Here is a 20,045-nt window from a genome sequence, read left to right on the forward strand (position 1 = left end):
GGCGCGCGACCATGACAACCCTCACCTACACCGTCAAGCTGGCGACCGAATCCGCCCCGGCATCGCCTCCCGCCCCCCGGCGGGCCACGCTGCTGCTCGAGTTCAAGGATCCGGTGCACGGCGCCTACCAGCAATCGACGCTCGTCCTCGACGCCGACACGCGACAGCGCACGTGGCAGATCGACGTCGCCGCGGCCGACACGGGGCAGGCGTTCTACGCCTCGGTGCTCGATTTCGAGGCCAGCGAACAGGTCGCGCGCGCCCCGGTCGCCTTCGTCGGCACCGAGGCCACGATCGGCGGCGCCGCCGAGCCCGTCTCCGTCGTGGCGCTGCTCGACGCACTCGACTGGGCCGCCGTGTCGTCGGTACTGGTCACCGCCGGCGGGCAGTCCCACACCTTCTCCCGCGAGCGGCCGTATGCGTGGTACTTCGCGCTGCCCAGCCCGGGCATCGTCGAATGGACCGCCGACTACGCGATGATGGACGGCACCAAGCGATCCGGCGCGGGTGTGGCCACGCAGGGCGTCGCCGTCATTCCCGCGCCGCCGGCCGACGTCCGCTTCTCGATCGACGCCGGCGAGGTCGACGCGTTCGCGGTGGCCGCCGTCGCATTGCGCGTGACCGGCTACGACGGCGTGGTCAGGACTGCAGAACTCGGCAAGACGCACCCGAGCGTGACGCTTTCGCTGCCGTTCGCGCCGCCGGGACAGGCGTGGTTCGTCTACGACTGGACGGTCACCTATACCGACGGCACGCCTGCGTGGACCGCGCCGGCCCGCGCGAGCGACGGCGCGCGGGCGATCGTGCTCGGCGATTTCGGCCGGATCCTGCTGGCCAGCGACGAAATCGACTTCGACGTGGTCGAGACGGTGACGCTGACCTGGCATTACGACAACCAGCCCAAGACCGCCCAGCTGTCCCGCGCGCAGCGGTCGGTCCTGCTGCGCCCCGGCCAGGACTACGATCGCGCGCGGCCGCTGGTGGCCGGCCTGACCTACGTGCTGTCCAGCGGATCGACGAACCTCGAGGGCGAAGCGGTGCCCCAGGGCCGCTTCGAGGTGCCCTATCCGCTCAGCACGCGGCTCGTGCGCATCTTTGCACCGGGCATGCTGACCACGCCGCCGCTCTACAGCGCGATGCGGCTCACGTCGGTCCAGACGCTCGAACTGGGATCCGGCTGGCAGCTCCAGACCGGCCTGCCGCAGATCAACCTCACTCCGAGCGCGCCGACCTGGGAAACGCGCGTCGCCGCGGTCGACCCCGAGCGGGTCGTGCTGAGTTTCGCGGGGACGGCAACGCCCGACGGCGGCGGCAGGCCGAAGCCGATCGTGCCGACCCGATCGCCGTTCGAGATGACGCCCGCGGGGCCGGAGATCGCGCTCGCGACGGTCCAGGTATCGGCCCAGTCCGTCTCCTGGGAGCGCTACGCCCGCGTGGAAGCGACCTTGTGGACCGGCAGCGATGCGGAACGGGGAAACGAGCAAACCGTCTCCTTCGACCGCAACAGCGCCGATGCGTGGTGGGCCTACCTGCCGCCGTCGGGCACCTACGGCCCGTCGTTCCGGTGGTCGGCGACCTACTATCCGGCCGACGGCTCGTCGCCGCAGCACAAGGCGCCGACGTCCAGCGACAACCCGCGTCTGTCGCTGCCGCCGACCGTCTCCTGACCGCGGCCTTCACGCACGGACGCCCACCATGCCCATGGCCGAACTCCACCCGGCAGTGCAGCGCGCGCTGGCGCTGGCGTCCTCGCACGGGACGCCCGCATGCCAGCCCGCGGCGCCCGCGCCGGACACCGCGTTGCGTCACCTGCTGCGCGACCGTTCGCCGGCGGAACCCACCGCCTGGAACGACAGCAAACTGGGGCGCAGCGGTTTTCCGGTGGAAATCTCCATCGCGTTCGGCCGCCCGGAACTGCGCTACACCGTCGAGCCCGCCGGCCCCGACATTCCGCCCGCGCGCCGCTTGAGCCGCGCGGGCGCCGCCATCGCCGCGCTGTCGGACGAGTCGATCGAACCCGCGGACCTCGCGGCGCTCGCGTCGTTCCAGGACAACGCGGCGCTCGCCTACGGCGCATGGATCGGCGGCCGGCACGGCGACGGCAAGCCCCGCTTCAAGCTCTACGCGGAGGTGCCCGAGCGCGGCGCCGAACACGCGCTGGCCTGGGGCGCCCGCCATCTCGGCGACCTGTCGGGCATCGTCCGGCGCGGCGCGTGGCCCGTCATGGCCGGCTGGCAACCCGCGGGCCGGCGGGCCGAGCTCTACCTCCGCACGCGCCGCCTGTTCCGCGCGGACGTGCCGCTGCTGATGGCGGCGGCGCGACTCGAGCACCGCGCCGACGAAGTGCTCGGCCTGCTGCAGGATGCCTGCTGCAGCGCGATCGAGGCCGCGCTGCCGGCGGCCGACTTCGGCGTCAGCATCGGCGCCGGCCCGGATGGCGCGTCGACGTTCACGCTGTATGCGGTCGCCAACGACCTGTTCGGCGGCGACGGACGCATCCGCGAAACGGTACTGCGCGTCGCCGGCTCCCGCGGATGGGACACGCACTTCTATCGCGCGCTCAGCGAACCGCTTGCGGGTGCGAGCGGCTTCGTGACCCGGCACGGGATGTTCGGCATCGTCGTGGCGTCGGACCAGCCGGCGACCGTGGCCATCGGACTGACGCCGGACCATCCCGAGACATCGTCATGAGCGCCGCGCTGCCCGCCCGCGCGACCGGCGCACCGGTCGATGCGCTCGACGCGCTCGATGCGCTCCTCGACGCCCAGGCGGTAAGCGGGGCGTTCCCGTCGCGCGTGACCGTCGGCGACCGGCGCTACACGGACGAGAACGCCTTCGTCACGGCTTTGGTCCTCGACGCGCTGTCGCGCCTGCCGGCCGGGACGGCCGATCGCGCGATCGCCCGCGGCCTCGACTTCATCGAAAGCTGCGCATCGGCCACCTGCCCGGGCGCGTTCCATTTCTACCCGCCCGGCCGGATGCCGTCCTGGCTCGGCGCCGACCTGCCCGCGGACGCCGACGACACCGCGCTCGCGCTGACGCTGCTCGTCCACTTCGGGCGACGCACCGCGGCCCAGGCCGTCGACGCGCTGGACCGTGCGCTGCATCCGTGGCGGCTGCACTACCGCCCGGAGTCCGTCGATCCGTGGGTGGCGCAGGGGGCATGCCGGACCTGGCTCGACCGCCGTGCGGTCCCCAATCCGGTGGATGCATGCGTGAACGCGAACGTCGCGACGGCGCTGACCGCGCTCGGCGGCGCCGGCCACGCCGCCTGCCGGGCGGCGCGCGACACCGTGCTGGACGCCATCGCGTTCGTCGCGGCGAACCCCGCGCATCGCGCACGGCTGACCGCCTTTTACCCCGACCTGTGGGAACTGGTGCACGCGCTGCGCCGCGGCGCGCGGCACGGGGTCGCCGGCTTTGCGCACGCGGCCGCGCAGCTGGCCGGGATGCTCGCCCCCCACGCCGGCGCGCAAGCCACGGTCTTCTCGTCCACCGACCTGCGCTGGCTCTGGACAGCGCCCCTGTTGCAAACGGCGCGCACGCTCACGCGCGGCACGCCCTAGCCGTCACCACCCACCCTTTCACTGGAGAGATCCCATGCCTGGCGTCCATACCGTCCCGCCGTCGCTGTCCGCTTCGCTCTACGGCAACGCACCCGATCCGAAATCGGGCCTGCAGGTCAGCACCCGTCTGATGGAAAGCTACGAGATCATCCGCCCGGTCACCGGCGCGAGCGACATCTCGACGTTCCTCAATTCCGCCGGGCGCCTCGATATCTATTCGTCCGGCACCGCGCAGAAGGTCTACCGGATCCGCGCGGACAACCAGTCGGACACCGGCTGGACCGAAGCCGACCTGGGCGTCACCGCGAGCCAGATCAGCCCGTACCTCGCGCGCAGCAGCGATTACGACAACCCCAACCTCCTCGGCATCGCCGCCAACGGCAAGCTGACGCTGAGTCAATGGAAGGACGGCCGCTACGCGCAGGCCGACTGCCAGCCCGCCGGCGCGAAACGCCCGCTCAAGCAGATGCTGTCGACCCGGAATTTCGGCAACGTCTACGTCAACGTCGTGCTCGACAACGACGAAGTCGGCAGCAGCTACCTGAGGCCGGACGGGACCTGGGGATCGACCGAGTGGGTACCGGTCCGCAAGAGCCAGGACAGCCCGGACAACGCCACGGTCAAGCGCATCGCGATGTGCGCGAACGATCCGGTGCAGCAGTCGCTGTTCGCCATCGGCCCGGACAACGCCGTGCTGTTCGCGCAGAGCGACTTCCGCTTCTCCTACTTCACGACGCTCGGCTACAAGAAGGCGATCGACCTCGCCGTCGTGAGCGACCAGGAGAAACGCCTGAACATCTTCATCGTCGATACCGACTTCGGCATCTGGCAAAAGCGCGAGAAGAAGTACAGCACGTCGGGCATCCAGTTCGACGACTGGGTGCTGGTCAGCAACGCGGCCCCGGTCACGGGCCTGCGGGCCGTGATCAACGCGGGCGGCCTGCTCGAAGTCTTCGCGATCGGCAAGGATCAGCGGCTCTACCATACGCGGCAGATCAGCAGCGGGCTCAACAAGGTGAGCTGGTCGAGCCTGTTCGAACTCGGCAACCCGGTGCCCAACACGAAATTCACCGTCGGCCGCAACGCCGCCGGTTACTCGGAAGCGTATTCCGTGTCGTCGGACAGCAAGCTGTATCGCTTCTGGCAGGACCCGAAGACGACCCAGTGGACCAACGAGGAAATCCGCCTGCAGGGCTCGGGCGAGATGACGTCGGTGCCGACCCATGCCACCGAGATCACGGTGCTGGACGACGCCGGGCAGCTCGCCGTCAACGCCCGGGTGCAAATCGATGCCGCGTCGATGGTGCCGCTGCGCATCAACGGCCTGTACTACCAGGCCAACCCGGACTACACGATCCCGGTGCTGTCGGGCGGCGGCGGCAAGGTGGTGATCGAGCGCTTCACCAACAGCCTCGCGAGCCCCAGCTACCACGTCCGCACGCAGTTCATGCAGCCGGGCGAAGGCGTCACCGTGGAGCCGAACGGCGCGCTGCAGGAGAAGATGCACGCGGTCGACACCGATGCCGTCTGGAACGCGAAGACCGCCTCCGGCGCCTACCTGCTGGCCGGCGATCTCCGGACCCGCGAAAACGCCGAGAACGTGGCGAAGATCATGCGCCAGTCGATGTCGTTCGGCATGCCGGCGAATGCGGCGGCCCGGAGCCTGCGCTACCTCGGCGCCAACCGCTCGCTCGTCGGGCTGCGGCATACGACGCGCGGCACGGCCGATCCGTTCGCGCTCGTGCCGGAAGACGTGCCGGCCCAGCACTGGCGGGTGTCGTTCACCGATACCGGCGTGCGCTACGACGACCTGAGCGCCGACCAGGCCGGCGCCTACCTGCTGCGTTCCCGCGCGCTCGCGTCGTCCGGCGATGAAACCCTGGCGAACGCCGGCTTCCTCGGCATCGACTGGGGCGACATCTGGAACGCGATCAAGAACGGCGTCGGCCGCATCGTCGACGGCCTGAAGGAATTCGTCGTGACGACCATCGTCGATCCCGTCACGCGCCTCGTCAACGAGATCAAGGTCGTCTTCAATTTCCTCATCGATGGCGTCACGTACCTGATCGACAAGACCATCAAACTGTTCCAGCAGGCGTTCGACATCGTCGAGGGCATCTGGAACAAGCTCAAGGTGTTCTTCAAGGAACTGTACGAGTGGCTGGCGTTCTTCTTCGCATGGGGCGACATCAAGCGCTCGGCGGAGGCGACCCGCCATACGTTCGACGCGACCTTCGACTATCTGCTGCTGGCGGTCGATGCCGTGAAAGGCCAGGTGGCGGCTGGCTTCGACCACCTGCAGACGGAGATCGACAAGGCCGTCAACACGTTCCTCGCGCAACTCGACCCGAAGCTCGGGATCGGCCAGTACGCGGACGACGTCGATCGCCCCGACCCGCGCATCGGCGAGTCGACCAGCCACAACGTGCTGCTCAACGCGTTTTCGGACAACTACAAATCGACGCGCGTGCTGGCCCGGGGCGACGCGCCGGCCCTCGCCGCCGACCCGCTCCAGGGCCTGTGCGAAAAACTGAAGGAAGTCGCCGACAACTTCGAGTTCGGCCAGGGCAAGAACGCGTTCCACGACGCCGCCACCTACTTCGAGCAGATCGGCCGCACGCCCGATCGCGTGCTCGACCTGCTGTTCGCCGGCACGGTCAAGGTGATGGAAGCCGTCACCCAGTTTGCGCTGAGCGCGGCCAAGGGCCTGGTCCTGACGATTCTCGACCTGGTCGCCGACGTGATCGGCGCGGTCAAGGACTTGTTCGACACGGAGTGGGAAATCCCGTTCGTGTCGCAGCTTTACAAGCTGATCACCGGCTCGTCGCTGAGCTTCAAGGTGCGCGACCTGTTCTCGTACGTCGTCGCCATCCCCGCCACGTTGCTGTACAAGCTGGTGAAGCATGAAGCGCCGTTCCCCGACGCCGCGAGCGTCACCCGCTTCAAGTCGTCGTTCACCGCGCAGTGGCTCGCCGAGCAAAGCGGGATCGCGCCGAAGTCCGACGTTTCGCTGATGGTCAGCGCCGAGCAGAAATCGGCCATCGCGATCTTCTTCGGCGTATCGGCATCGGTCTGCATCTTTGCCGCGACGATTCTCGACACCATCGAGATCGCGCTGCAGACCGAGGAGGTCGAGGTCGAGGCGATCAGCACCGGCTCGCTGTTCATGGGCTTCGGCTCCGCCTTCTTCAGCGTGCCGTGGATGATCGCGAGCGATGCGGGCGGCTTCTCGTGCAATGACGGCAAGGGGCTCAACAACCTGCTGTGGCTGTTGAACACCGTCGTCGGATATGGCCGGGCCGCGGCGCTCAAGATCGCCGGCAAGAAATACAAGATCCCTGCGGAAGTGGATCAGGTCACGGTCAACCTGTGGGGCTGCGCGCGGCTGGCCCTGACGATCGTGTGGGCCGTGAAGAGCGGCGAGGAGCTGGACGGCGTCGAGGCGGCGGAGGCGTTCGTCGACACGATCACCGGCCAGGTGTTCCGCTTCCTCGGCGTCAAGGCGGTGGTCACCGCGACCGAGGGCATCTCGCTTCTCGCGCTGCTCGTGATCGTCAGCCTGGGCGGCATGACGACGACCGCGCTGCATCTGGCCGCGTCGCTGAAGTCCGACGAGGCCGTCGCGAAGCGCCTGCCCGCCCAGGCGCTGGCGTAACGCCGGTCGGTCGTCGCGGCACGCGCCGGCATTGCGGCAGCAGCGCGCGGCAGCACTCGGCCAAGCCGGCCGAGGCTGCCACGCGGCTGCGGTCGATGCGGTGCCCGGCCGTCCTGCAGCCGTCCTGCCGCGGCGATCGACGCGTCAGAGAAACAGCAGCGCCTCGTTCAACTCCGTCTCGCGGCGCGGCTGCTCACGCCACCCTAGTCGAACGGGAACCGAATAGAGCCGTTGTGCGCCGAAGCGCGGCCAGAAATGGCACAACCCCGGCGCGATCACCTGCACGACGGACAGGCCGAGGTCGGGCCGCGTCTTGTCGACGACGAGCACGTCCATGCCGGCCGCCGCGATGCGTCCGACACCCTGCGCGATCGCAGCCGGCAGCGACGCGGCGCCGACCGGTTGCCACGTCGAGCGGGTCGTGCGGGGCAGATCGGCGGCCGGATACAGGAATCCGGTGTCCGCCAGCTTGTCGCGATCCCACGGGTGCGGGGCATCCGCGGCGACATCGAGCAACTGGTTGACTTCGGTCAGCGCCCGCTGCACGGCGATGGCGCCGTCCGGATGGCAGCCGAAGCCGATCGAGAAGCGCCCGTCCTGCGGATTTTCCGCCAGCGCGGCCACGGTCGGCACGCCGAGGTCGGTAGTGATGTCGAGCGCCCACAAACGCCATCCGAACGTCGCGTATTCGCGTACGAGCGCATCGAAATACGGATCGTCGAAACTCGACAGTTCGATACCGGGGCGCGCGATCCGGTTGTACCACCAGATCGCGACCGCATCGCGCTCGATCAATTCGAGCATGCCTTGCAGGATCGCCTCGTCGACGCTCGATCCCGCCGCGCAGCCGTTGGGGTTGTGCACGCAGGCGGCAGGCGCCCGCGCGCTGTCCGGCGTTTCCGCATAGCAGTAGCTCAGCGGCACGAGGTGGCGCCGGCCGGTCACGAGCGACCAGGCCGGCGTCCAGTCGATGACGTCGCGCGTCGTGAAGCGCGGCGGCACCTGTTTTCGAACATCGCCGGTCAACGTGTTGATCGCCTCGCGCGCGTCGAATTGCCGTTCGCTGAACTGCTGGAGGTCGTTCACGTGGATCGGGGCGGCGTCGCATGCGGGATCGGCGAGCAGGCTGTCGATGCTTCCCGCAAGCGCCGCCTCGTCCCCCTGATACACGCTGCTGAATCGCTCGAGCGCCTCGCACAGCGCGCTCGCGCGGGCCTGATCGTCGGTGCGGCCCTTGCCGGAGCAGATCCTGTCGAAGCGGTTGCTGCCCGGTACGGCCGCCGGGCACACGAGAAAGCCCGACGCATAGACCTTGCGCAGACCCGCATGCCGCTTCGGCATCGGGTGCAGGTAAGCGATCGCGCCGCTGACCGGCGAGACGAGATGGGCATGACGTGCGAACACCTGTTGCGCATCGGCGGTGCGGTAGCCGCCGTCGGCACGCGCCAGCGGTTCGTGAGCGGCGAGACGCGGCGCGCGCGCCGCCTGTTCGCGCATCCATTCGGGATTGCCGCAGCACGGGCATTGCGGACGCTTCAGCACGCGGTGTCGCTCGGCGGCCAGCGTGTCGATGCGCTGCGCAAGGATATGGGTCTGCGCCCGATCCGACGCCGCAGGGTTGACCGCGACCTGCTCGACCGTCGCCGCCACGAGCGCCGCCGCCGCCGCGGCCGAGGCACGCGACGCAGCCTGCGGCAGACGCACCGCGTCGCTGCCGTGATGGCGCGCAAGCAGTGCTTCGACCGGCCGGTTGATGCGAATCCAGTAGCGCACGCATTCGATGCACGGCGCGTCGGCGAGCGCGTCGCCGCCGGCCAGCAACGGCCCGATCAGCGTCTGCACGCCGCCCGTCGTCACGACGAGCAACGCCCCGCCGCGCGCCGCGACGCGGGCGGCGCACGCGGCGAGATCGTCGCGATCGTGCGTATCGGCGATCGCGACGGTCAGCCCGGCCTCCGTCACGACGTCGATGCCGGCCGCGTCGAGCGCGCGCCTGAGCGCCGTATCGTCGGCGCCGAACCGCTCGATCGCGACACGCAATTGCGCGACGTGCGCGCAGGCCGCGTCGCCATCGAGCCCGGCACGTTCGAAGAAGCCGCGCGCCGTATCGTCGTCGTGCGGCAGATCCGCGCGCACGTACCCGCGACGCACCAGTTGATCGAGACGCGCGAGCACGTCCCATTCGCCGAACGCACCGGCAAGCGCCGTCACGATTTCCGCGATTGTCATCCGCGCCCGCAGGCACGCCGCGATCTGCACGAAGATCGCGCCGGACAGCATCACGCGCTTGAATTCATCGACGACGAACAGGGTCTCGGGCCCGGCATCGAGCACGAGCAAATGCGGTTTGAAGCGCAACACGCGCGAAAGGTCATCGAGCATCGTGGGGTTCCATGCGGCGGGTAAACGGACGTCGCGCGGCCCCGGGGCCGCGCGACGGTGCAGGCGCGACCGCGCCGCGTCAGCAGCAGGTGAACAGGTAACTCGGCCCGGCGTCGCAGTAGGCCGCGAGCGCAACGGCCTCCTCGTCCAGGTTCAACGGTTGCTCCGGTATGCCGACCGTCATCACGTTGCGCGGCAGGTGCCAGCTCCCGCCACCGTTACCGTGGTTCTTCCAGCCATGATCGCCGGATGTCTTGACGACCTCGATGTCGACGATCCACGGGCACTGGTAACCGAAGTATTTCGCGAGCGTCTCCAGCGGCCTCTCCAGCAGCTCGTCCTTGAATTCCGGGTTCCGCCACGAGAGCGCGATCGCGCGCAGATAGACCTTCTGGAATTCCAGCATCGATTCGAGCGTCGGATTCGCGTTGTTGTTTGCCATGTCGGTTTCCCCGCGGTCATTCCATGATGGTGATGTGGTTCGCGTTGTAGGCGGCCAGCGCCTGCGCGAATTGCGCCTTGTCCGCCGGCGCGGGCGGCAGGTACAGCGTGAGCTTGTTTCTCCGGCCGGCCGTCCAGTCGCCATTGACGGTCGGCGTCCACTCGGACGATTTCGGCTGCACCTTCAAGTCGAGCCGGAACGGAAAGTGATAGTCGAAATGCTCGCGCAGCGCCTCGACCGGGTCGGCCTCGAGCTCGTCGAGAAACGCCGGCGAATGCCACGCCAGCGCGATTGCCCGGATGACGGTTGCGCGGTATTCGAGAAACTGCTCGTACGTCGGTAATCGAAGATCCTTGCTCATCTCTCTGTTCTCCTGATTGACGGATGGAACCACCTACGGCAACGACTGCAACAGCGCGGCAGCGAGCCTGGCGATGCGGCCCATGCCCGCCGTTGTTGCAATTTCGACTGCACGCCGGCACGCGTCCAGCGCGGCCACGCCGCCGCATCGCGGATCGGCCAGGCGCAAGTACTCGCATTTCTTCATCAGCAGTTGCGCTTCGTAATAGCGCTCCCCGGTCGACTCGCACCACGCGAGGCATTCCTCGATCCGGGCAAGCGCGGCGCCGTGCTCGCCTCGCGCGGCATCCAGCTCCGCCAGCAGTGACGCGTAGTAGGTCAGGCCGAGCAGTCCGCCCGACTGCCGCTGCGCATCGAGATGCTCGACGACACCGGCGCGATCCCCGTGCGCCCACGCGCGAATGATCGCCGCGTAGTGCCCGACCGCGCGCAGCCGGTGAATCTCCGACAGGCGCAGAATCGCTTCCGACAGCGCGAGCGCCGCGTCGCGATCGCCCGCGAGCTGGTACGTGCGCGCGAGGTACATCATCGTGACGCCGAGCGTCGGCAAATGATCGAGGCAGGTTGCGCAATACACCGCGTCATGCGCCATCGCGAGCGCGGCCCGCGGATCGTCGTCCATGCACCAGCGCACGCTCGCAAGCGACGCCATCGTCCACGCACGCGTATCGAGCCCGAGGATGCGCCGATGGTTCGCATCGCGCCGCACGTCGTAGCCCGCCAGCACCGCGTCGAACGCGGCGCGGGCGCGCGCATAGTGGCCGTCGACCCACAGGCTCATGCCGCGCATCGCGTCCGCCGCGACCTGAACGCCGGCATCGCCGCGCTCGGTCGCGAGCGCGTCGAGCCGCAAGCCGATCCCGCGCACGGTGGGACGGTCTCCCGCGACGTGGTAGTAGGTCGACAAGGTCCATAGCGCGCTGGTCTCGAGCTCCGGGTCGTCGAGCGTCTGCACCTGCTTCAGCAGCTGCTCCGCATGCTCGCGCACCTGCGGGTCCGCCCAGCCGAACCGTGCCATCGTCGCGTGCGTCAACGTCGTGCGGATGCGCGCGCTGTCGAGTTCGCGCTGTGCGTAGTCGGCGTTGCCGAGCCATTCGAATACGGCTTGCCCGTAGCGGATCGCGTCGTCGTACCGCGCACCCTCGAGCGCGCGGCGCGCCGCATCGATGCCGTGCGCGATCGCATCGGCCAGGGCGCCCGCGCGCGCGAAGTGCCCGGCGACACCGAACGTGTGCGCACCGGCGCCCCGATCGGCTTCCGCGATCAGCGCGCGGCCGACACGCGCATGGTTGCCGCGCCGCACGGCGGGCGGCATCGATTCATAGGCCGCGTCGCGGATCAACGCATGGCGGAACGCATAGAACACACGATCGCGCCGGTGCTGCGCGTACACGATCCGCTCTTCGAGCAGCAGCCGCAGATGTCCGTCGAGCGTGGCCCGATCGTGCGGCGACGCGTCGGCGAGCAGTTGCGCATCCACCTCGAGCCCGATGGTCGCGGCGAGCTGCGCGGTGTCGCGCGCGTCGTCGATCCGGTCGAACGCGAGACCGAGCATGCCGCCGAGACTCAGCGGAAGCGGAAAGGGATCCGTGGCCCGCTGCCCCGCGAGCGAACCGTCCGCGCCGTTCGTCGTCAGCTCGCGCGCGACGGCCTCGATGAACAACGGGATGCCCGCCGTGCGACGGGCAAGCTGGTCGAGCCAGGCAGGATCCGGCGCGCCCGGCCCCAGGTACGCCGACATCAGGCACTGCGCGTCGTCGCGCGGCAGGCGGCGCAGCACCAGGCGCTCGGTCGCGCCGCGCCAGCGCCCAAGCTTGTCGGGGCGTGACGTGTATACGACGGCGAGTGCGGCCGCGCGGGGCGAGCGCTGCAGGTACGCGAGAAAATCCTCGGTCGAGCGGTCGATCCACTGGACGTCCTCGACGACGAGCAGCAACGGCACGCCGTTGCCGAGCGACACGATCAATTGCTCGAGGACGTCGAACAGCGCGTGCCGTTCACGTGCGCTCGACCACAGGAACCCCTTCGCGTCGCAGGGCAGCCCCAGCCAGGTCGCGAGCGCGGCACGGGCCACCGCATGATCGCACTCGAGCGGCGCGATCATCGTTTCGATCGCCTCGAGCGCACCGCCGGCCGGACTGTCGGCGTCGATTTGCCAGTGCGCGCCGATGAACCGCAGGATCGGAAACAGCGCATGATTCTCGCGTTCCGGCAGGCACCCGCAATGCGCGAACGCGTGGCCCTGGCTCCGCACGGCCTCGCACAGCTCGTGCACGAGCCGCGACTTGCCGATTCCCGCTTCGCCGACGACGAGCCGCGGCACGCCGTGCGGCGCAGGCTCGCCGCGCATCGCGCGACGATATCGTGCGAGCGTCTCCTGCCAGGCGCGCAACAGCGCGTCGAGTTCGCGCGCGCGGCCGACCATCGGTGCCCGCACGCCGGTGTCGAGCGAATCGAACGGCGTATCGGCGCGCCGTTCGCCGAACAATTCATGCACCGGTTGCGGCAGGAGGCCCGCGCGCGCCAGCCGCAACGCGGTCGGCCGATGGTCGGCATGCCGTTCGAGCGCGAGCCGCGCATCGTCGCTGATCAGGATCTGGCCGGGTCCGGCCAGCCTCAGCAATCGTGACGCCGCGGCGGGCGTCGATACGCCCGACATGTGCGATACGTGCGCGAGCACCTGCCCGACGTGAATCGCGGCGGCCACTTCGACGCGCCAGCCGTCGCCGGCGCCGATGCCGCCGGCCGCCGCCGGCACCGGCAACCGCGCGCGCTCGGCCACCCGCACCATGTCGAGCGCCGCGCGCGCCGCGCGCCGGGCGGGCCGGTCGATGTCGCCCTGCAGCCCGAAATGGAACAGCAGCGTGTCGCCGAGCCGCCCGCCCGCGTGCGCGCCATAACCGACGGCGATGTCGGCGCACTTTGTCAGCCATTGCTCCTGGTAGCCGTCGAGCAGGTCACCATGATCGGTTCCCGCGTGGCGTTGCCTGCCCTCCCCGGCAATCGCCACGCAACAGCACAGCGTGGTGACCTGCCGGTACTCGCCGGCCGCCGCGATCGTATCGCCGCGCGGCGCGAGCGGGTGCGGACGCATCTGCCGGCTTGCACGGCTCGTACGGCTGGCGTCGAACTGGCCGACGAGCGCCGCGAAGTTCAGCGCGCGGAACTGCTCCGCCAGTTCGTCGGCCGACGCGGCGCGCTGCTCCGGATTCTTGTTCAACGCGCGCCGCAGCACCGAGCCGAGCGGATGCGACGCGATCGACGGCGGGAGCGCGACATCCACCGGGCTGAGCTGCTGATAGAGAATGTCGGCCACGCTCGTGCCGTGCATGACGACATCGCCCGTCAGGCATTCGATCACGACCAGGCCCCATGCATAGAGGTCGCTTCTCGGCGTCGGCGGTTCGTTGCGCAATTGCTCGGGTGCGCAATAGGACGGCGAGCCAAGCACCTCGGTCGCCAGCGTCGCGGTCTCGCGCGTGATGTCTTCCGCGCCGGGCAGCAATGCGCCGATGCCGAAATCGAGGAGCTTCGCGTGCGGCCCGTCATCGGCCATCGCGATCACGATGTTCTGCGGTTTCAGGTCCCGATGCACGATGCCGCGCCGATGCGCGGCCGCGAGCGCATCGAGCACTTCCGTCATCAGGCGCCCGGTGTCGACGGCCGACAGCGGCCCCTCCGCCGCGAGCCGGTCGCGCACGGTCCGGCCCTGCACCAGCTCGAATACCGCGAACAGCCGACCGTCCGGCGCTTCCCCCTGGTCCAGCAGCGCCACGATGTTCGGGTGCCGCAGCGCTTCGCACAGGCTCGTCTCGCGCCGGAAGCGCGCACGCTGGTGCGCGCGCTGCGCCACGGTCCGCGCGGCATCGTCGCGCATCAGCTTGATCGCGACCGCTTGGCCCGTCTCTGCGCAGGTCGCGCGAAACACCACGCCGTTGCCGCCTTCGCCGAGCAGCGGGCCGAGCCGGTAGTGCCGCCTGCCGGCAAGCTCGGCGAAAGGTGCGACGGGCTGCCGCGATTCGGGCATTCCCGGCACGACGGGCGTGCGGGACACGGTCGGCAACATGGCCTGTTCTCCCGCGTTCACGACAAATGAACGACCGGGCCCGTCGCGGGACGATGCGCGCCGAGCCGCAGCACGACGCCCGGCACGGACTGGCATTCGAGATGCTCGCCGCGCATGATGCGGAACGGAATATCGCCGAAGCGGACGCTGCCGCGCCGCCGCTCGACGAGCTGGCTTGCGTCGAGCCCCGGCAACGCCGCGAACTGGCTCCGCGCGCGGTGAATCTGCACGTTGACATGGGACGTATCGATACCGAGCATGTGCGCCAGCCGGCCGAGGTCGATCCAGCCTTGCGAGGCGGCGTCGTAGCCGGCCTGCATGTCGGCCGAGCGGGCGCGCGCAAGCGTGACGAGGCTGTAGTGATGCGCTCGTTCGCCGAGATCGACCACGCCGCCGCGCACGTGCAGCAGCATGCGCACGTGCTCTTCGTTGCGGCTGACGAAGAATTCGAGCAGTTGCGCCGGCACGGCAGGATCGGCGGGGGCGGCGAGCATCATCGTCGAGCCGTGGCTCACGAGCGTCACGCGCCACGTGCAATCGCCGGTCGACACTTCATCGCCGTCATGGAGCGCGCGCGCCGGCAACGTGTCGTCGCACAGCCATTCGCCGGCCGCCGACCGGACGATCGTGACCGGCTGCGCGGCACGGGCAGGCAGGATCTGGCGCGGCGCAAGCACGATCGGCGGCGCGGCGCCGCGTATCGGCCACAGCGTATCGGCCGGATCGTCGAGCGCATCGACGCGCCACGGCGCGATCCCGGCCCGGCCGAACCGGATCACGTCGCCCGGTTGCAGCACCGCGTGTTCGCCGTCGCGCAACGGCATGCCCGATACCGACGTGCCGTTGCTGCTGTGATCGTGCAGTTCCCACAGCCCGCCGCTCCAGCGGACATGGGCGTGGACCCGCGACACCGATGCATCCCGGATGACCGTGTCGCAGCGGGCGGCATCGCGGCCGAACACGTGATACGCGCGCAGCAGGCACGCTTCCCCGGAAGAATCGTTCTTGAGTATCGCCATGACCGCCCCGTGTCGGATTCACCCGGATCGATGGAGTGATGCATCGACGCTGCCGGGCAAGCGATTGATTCACCAATTGCGAACGATGTCGCCTGTTCGCCGCCTCACCACTTTTTTTGTCATCTTTCCGTCAAACCGCTGCTCATCCGGAACGTGTCATTTACGTTAGTTGAATTATCGACCGCTTTGTTTTTTTAAGGCCGGGCAACGTGATGAAAATCCTGCCAAATAAAACCCCGCACAGCAACTGGAATAATCAGTTCGCGATTTCGGATTGTGACGCCTTACATTTTCGACAGATTTCCGGAGAAATTAAGGGTCGAACAGCGTGGCATGAGGCAGCTGCCATCCCCTTTGCTCCAGGCCTGACAACGCGTGAGATGGATTTGTAAACCCCGTGTCACAAAACCAACCCGATCGCGATGAGATCAAAATCATTTTGATCATTTCCGAAAATCGCACAATCATCACCAGCGTTTTGATTGCAATATTCTTCACTTATTCAATTATCAACGCATGCCGTTTTGGTGCAGGAGTCATCGGTCAGGATGATGCGATCCAGATAATTTTCCGTGCCGCATAACCGGGGCATCGATTTAACGCGCACGAAAGATAATCCTGCTTTCCAGACCGGGCCCACGACAATTCACCTCTCCATTACTTCGGGATACGAATCGGAAAAATTCTGTGGACCCGCCACGGGAGGGATGGATTTTCCTCGTTCGTGGCAAGCGACGCCTGCCCCGTCTTGCCGTCGCAGCTTGATGCCCGAAACGCGACGTACCAACGAGGAAGGTTCAAGACGGACGGATCAAGGCGCGAAGAAGCCAGGTCACCTTGACGCCCGGCTTCGCGACAGGCGGCACGGCATCGCTTCGAAAGGGATCGACGGGGGAATTGACCTCGGCACGGCGGCCGGCACGCTCGCACCCGGGATGACCGCATCGACCGATGTGAGACGCGCTACGCGATACGCCGTGCGACGCGCACCAGTCGAATCGCCGGGAACCCGAGTGGCGGAAGGCAGCCAGAGTCGAACTGACCCGGGAGTGTCTGACACCCCCAACCGGGTTTGAAGCCCGGCCGTACCACCGGATACGAATGCCTTCCGTGGGGAAAAGAACCAAAGAACAACGAGCGCCTACGCCTGAATACCCACCCAACCGCTGTCAGGCCGCAGGTAGTGAAGATCGCGGTGGAAGCGAGTATACCCAACCCGATCGAAGAACTCGAGAATCTGGATCGCGCGCTTGCGGCCGAGCCCCGTCGCATCGCGGAATGTCGCGGCATCGAGCCCGCCGCCGCGCGACGGCGCGAGATGCGCGACCAGCTCCGCCAGCTCGCGTGCGACGTCCGCGTGATAGAACAGGTCGCGTACGACCTGGTGCACGTCGCCGCGCCGCGCGAGCTTGCGCAACAACGCGCGCACCGCGTCCTCCGCCGCGCCCGTGTCGCGGGCCAGGTCGCGCACCCACGGCGGGTCGAAGCGCCCCGCATGAATCAGCGGCAGCAGTTGCTGCGCGAGTGCTTCCTCGCGCGGTTCCAGGCTCACCGAATGCGACGGCAGATGCAGCCACGGCCCGCTGCGCGCGACTTCGCCGCCGGCCACCAGCGCATCGACGAGCGCACGCCACAGCGCATCGCCAACGAGCGGCGCGGCCATCCGGCGCAGGCGTGCTGCGTCGAGCCCCTGCTCGTCGGGCATGCGTTCGTGATACGTGCGCAGCGTGTCGATCGCCCGCGCCTGCAGCGCACGCCAGTGCGCATGCGAAATCACCTCGCCGTCGTTCGACGCGGCGTCGCGCTGCCCGATCGCCAGCGCGTCGTCCGGCAACGCCAGCGCATTCGGCGCGAATCCCGTCAGATGCGTAAGCGTCGAACGCGGAATGCCGAGCGGCGCCTGCGCGAGCAGCGCATCGAGACGCCCTTCGTCGAGCCATTCGGCCAGTGCATCGAGCCATGCGCGGCGCGCGGGCGTCCGGCGCTTGCGGGCCGGCCCGAACGGATCGAGCACGCGGCCGCCGCCGACGGTGCGGGTCGCCTGCGGATTGCGGACGATGAACCGGTCGCCCGGCAGCGCGAACACCGGTTCGTCGAACACCAGTTGCACACGCATCCGCTGGCCGGCCGCAAGCGTGTCGCCATCGAGCAGCGCGACATGCGCGACGCGATGCAGCGTGCCGAGATGCACGTGCAGCGGCGCCCAGTGCGTCAGCGTCAGCCCGGCATCCGCGAGCAGCGTCAGCTCGACGTCGAGACGCGGCGACGTGGCGACGAGCCGCGCATCGGCGACGGTATCGCCGCGCTCGACGTCGGCCTTGTCGACGCCGGCCAGATTCAGCGCGCAACGTTCGCCCGCCCGGCCGGCCTCGACCGGCCGGTTCTGCGCATGGATGCTGCGCACCCGCGCCGCGGCGCCGGACCGCACGATCGCGAGCGTGTCGCCCGTCGCGACGCGGCCCGCGAACGCGGTGCCCGTCACGACCGTACCCTGCCCCGCAAGCGTGAACACGCGATCGACCGCGAGCCGGAACAGGCCGTCGTCGCGGCGCGCACGCCACGCGATCGCCGCGTCGGCCAGGTGACGCTTCAACGCGGCGACACCGGGATCGTCCGTTGCGGTTGCCCGCGTTTCGAAGATCGGCACGCCGGCCAGCGTCGAGTCGTGCAGCCACGTAGCGATCTCGTCGCGCACCTCGGCGACGCGCGCGGCATCGACGCGATCGCATTTGGTCAGCGCGACGGCGCCATGCGTGACGCCGAGCAATTGCAGGATCGCGAGATGCTCGCGCGTCTGGGGCATCACGCCGTCATCGGCGGCAATCACGAGCAGCGCGAAGTCGATTCCGCATGCGCCCGCCGCCATCGTATGAATCAGCTTCTCGTGTCCCGGCACGTCGATCAGGCCGAGCACGTCGCCGTTGTCGAGCGGCGTATAGGCGTAACCGAGTTCGATCGAAATGCCGCGCGCCTTCTCTTCCTTCAGGCGGTCGGTATCGACGCCCGTCAGCGCACGCGTCAGTGTCGTCTTGCCGTGGTCGATGTGCCCCGCGGTCCCGACGATCATGCAGCGGGCCCCGCCAGCACCGCGCAGTGTGCGACGAGCGCCGCTTCGTCAGCGGCTTCGAGGCAGCGCAGGTCGAGCCGCAACGCGTTGTCGGCGATACGGCCGATCACCGGGCGCGGCCATTCGCGCAGACGCTTCTCCAGTTGCGCAAGCGCGCGGCCGCTGCGCTTGCCGTCCGCCGTGCACACGACGAGCCCGGCGCTCGGCAGTTGGTCGACCGGCAGCGCGCCGCTGCCGATCTGGCTGAACATCGGCTCGACCGTCACGTCGAAATCGCTGCCGAGCGCCCGCTGCAGCGCCGGACGCACGCGTTCGGCGGCCTCCGCGATCTCGCGCTGCGGCCGCGTCAGCAGGCGCAGCGTCGTGAGCCGGTCGCGCAGGAATTCGGGTGACTGGTACAGACGCAACACGGGTTCGAGCGCCGCGAGCGTCAGCTTGCCGACGCGCAGCGCGCGCTTGAGCGGATGTTTCTTGATCTTCGCGATCAGCGCGCGATCGCCGACGATCAGGCCGGCCTGCGGCCCGCCGAGCAGCTTGTCGCCGCTGAACGTGACAACGTTTGCTCCGGCGGCGACGGTTTCCTGCACGGTCGTCTCGTGCGGCAGGCCCCATAATGACAGGTCGGCAAGCGTGCCGCTGCCGAGATCGACGGCAACCGGCACGCCGTGCTCGCGCGCGAGCGGCGCGAGTTCGGCGAGCGTCGCCTCCTTCGTGAAGCCGCTGATCGCGTAGTTGCTGCAATGCACCTTCATCAGCAGCGCCGTGCGCGGGCCGATCGCGTCCGCGTAGTCGCGCAGGTGCGTGCGGTTGGTCGTGCCGACTTCACGCAGCTTCGCACCGGCGCGGCTCATGATGTCGGGAATGCGGAATGCGCCGCCGATTTCGACCAGCTCGCCGCGCGACACGACGACTTCCCGCTTCGTCGCGAGCGCCGACAGCGTCAGCAGCACGGCCGCCGCATTGTTGTTGACGACGGTCGCGGCCTCCGCGCCCGTCAGTTCGCACAGCAGAGCGTCGATCAGGTCGTCGCGATCGCCGCGGCGGCCCGTGGCGAGATCGAATTCGAGGTTGACGGGCTGCGTGAGCGCGTCGACCACCGCACGCACCGCGTCGTCGGGCAACAGCGCGCGCCCGAGGTTCGTGTGCAGCACGGTGCCGGTCAGGTTGAACACGGCACGCACGGCGCCCGTGCTCTGCGCGGCCAGCGTGCGCGCGATGGCGGCGGCGATGCGCGGCTCGTCGAGCGGTTCCGCCGCGGCCGGATCGTGCTGCGCGGCGGTACGCCAGCGCTCCAGTTCGGCGCGCACGGCATTGAGCACGCGCGTGCGGCCATAGTCCGCGATGAGCGGTTGCAACGGCGCCGACGACAACACGCGCTCGACGGACGGCACGCGCGCCAGCACCGCATTCAATTCATTCACACCCGGTTCGGTCACGTAGTTGTGGCTCCAGTCTCATGCTTCGCAGTCGGCCGGCGCCGGCGCTCGC

The 20,045-nt window shown here is 68.9% G+C and carries 12 protein-coding genes and 1 tRNA gene; 5 read left to right on the top strand and 8 right to left on the bottom strand.

Translation table 11 applies throughout. The features are described 5' to 3' along the window. The first annotated feature begins 11 nt into the window (after positions 1-11). Genes HWX87_RS03925 through HWX87_RS03940 form a run of 4 tightly spaced genes read left to right on the top strand, consistent with a single transcriptional unit; the run spans position 12 to position 7,221 of the window. Entirely contained in the window at positions 12-1,667 is a 1,656-nt protein-coding gene (locus HWX87_RS03925) for a hypothetical protein (protein WP_176045890.1), read from the top strand. A 28-nt stretch (positions 1,668-1,695) separates the two neighbouring features. Continuing rightward, on the top strand, positions 1,696-2,691 hold the full coding sequence (locus HWX87_RS03930) for a hypothetical protein (RefSeq protein ID WP_176045891.1): 996 nt from the start codon (positions 1,696-1,698) through the stop codon (positions 2,689-2,691). Next, positions 2,688-3,566, top strand: coding sequence for a hypothetical protein (locus HWX87_RS03935; protein WP_176045892.1), 879 nt, complete (start codon positions 2,688-2,690; stop codon positions 3,564-3,566). The genes HWX87_RS03930 and HWX87_RS03935 overlap by 4 nt, the downstream gene beginning before the upstream one ends. Before the next feature lie 34 nt (positions 3,567-3,600). Next, complete coding sequence (locus HWX87_RS03940) at positions 3,601-7,221, top strand: hypothetical protein (RefSeq protein ID WP_176045893.1); 3,621 nt, start codon at positions 3,601-3,603, stop codon at positions 7,219-7,221. Positions 7,222-7,365: 144 nt separating this feature from the next. Here HWX87_RS03940 and HWX87_RS03945 read toward each other — a convergent pair whose 3' ends face one another. The 5 genes from HWX87_RS03945 to HWX87_RS03965 all read right to left on the bottom strand — a co-directional run bounded on the left by HWX87_RS03945 (position 7,366) and on the right by HWX87_RS03965 (position 15,490). Next, positions 7,366-9,603 carry a TOMM precursor leader peptide-binding protein gene (locus HWX87_RS03945; protein WP_176045894.1) on the bottom strand — a complete coding sequence of 746 codons (2,238 nt, stop codon included), beginning with the start codon at positions 9,601-9,603 and terminating at the stop codon, positions 7,366-7,368. Positions 9,604-9,682: 79 nt separating this feature from the next. Beyond that, positions 9,683-10,045 (bottom strand): BMA_0021/BMA_0022 family TOMM bacteriocin, encoded by a 363-nt coding sequence (locus tag HWX87_RS03950; RefSeq protein WP_107937989.1) that lies wholly within the window; start codon positions 10,043-10,045, stop codon positions 9,683-9,685. A gap of 16 nt (positions 10,046-10,061) precedes the next feature. Next, on the bottom strand, positions 10,062-10,406 hold the full coding sequence (locus tag HWX87_RS03955; RefSeq protein WP_107937988.1) for a BMA_0021/BMA_0022 family TOMM bacteriocin: 345 nt from the start codon (positions 10,404-10,406) through the stop codon (positions 10,062-10,064). Positions 10,407-10,439: 33 nt separating this feature from the next. Continuing rightward, on the bottom strand, positions 10,440-14,471 hold the full coding sequence (locus tag HWX87_RS03960) for a TOMM system kinase/cyclase fusion protein (protein ID WP_176045895.1): 4,032 nt from the start codon (positions 14,469-14,471) through the stop codon (positions 10,440-10,442). Positions 14,472-14,488: 17 nt separating this feature from the next. Further along, a complete protein-coding gene (locus tag HWX87_RS03965; protein ID WP_176045896.1) occupies positions 14,489-15,490 on the bottom strand; it encodes an FHA domain-containing protein in 1,002 nt (333 codons plus the stop codon). A 397-nt stretch (positions 15,491-15,887) separates the two neighbouring features. Here HWX87_RS03965 and HWX87_RS03970 point away from each other — a divergent pair, with 397 nt between their 5' ends. Next, complete coding sequence (locus tag HWX87_RS03970; RefSeq protein WP_176045897.1) at positions 15,888-16,073, top strand: hypothetical protein; 186 nt, start codon at positions 15,888-15,890, stop codon at positions 16,071-16,073. 431 nt (positions 16,074-16,504) lie between these two features. Here the strand turns inward: HWX87_RS03970 and HWX87_RS03975 are convergent. From HWX87_RS03975 to selA, 3 genes are all read right to left on the bottom strand, one after another. Then, positions 16,505-16,600: transfer RNA gene (locus HWX87_RS03975), tRNA-Sec, on the bottom strand. Positions 16,601-16,631: 31 nt separating this feature from the next. Then, on the bottom strand, positions 16,632-18,557 hold the full coding sequence (gene selB / locus HWX87_RS03980; protein ID WP_176045898.1) for a selenocysteine-specific translation elongation factor: 1,926 nt from the start codon (positions 18,555-18,557) through the stop codon (positions 16,632-16,634). Beyond that, positions 18,554-19,993, bottom strand: coding sequence for an L-seryl-tRNA(Sec) selenium transferase (selA, locus tag HWX87_RS03985; protein WP_176045899.1), 1,440 nt, complete (start codon positions 19,991-19,993; stop codon positions 18,554-18,556). The genes selB and selA overlap by 4 nt, the downstream gene beginning before the upstream one ends. Positions 19,994-20,045: the final 52 nt, after the last annotated feature.

This window comes from Burkholderia sp. BCC1644 (genome assembly GCF_902833225.1).
GTDB lineage: Bacteria > Pseudomonadota > Gammaproteobacteria > Burkholderiales > Burkholderiaceae > Burkholderia.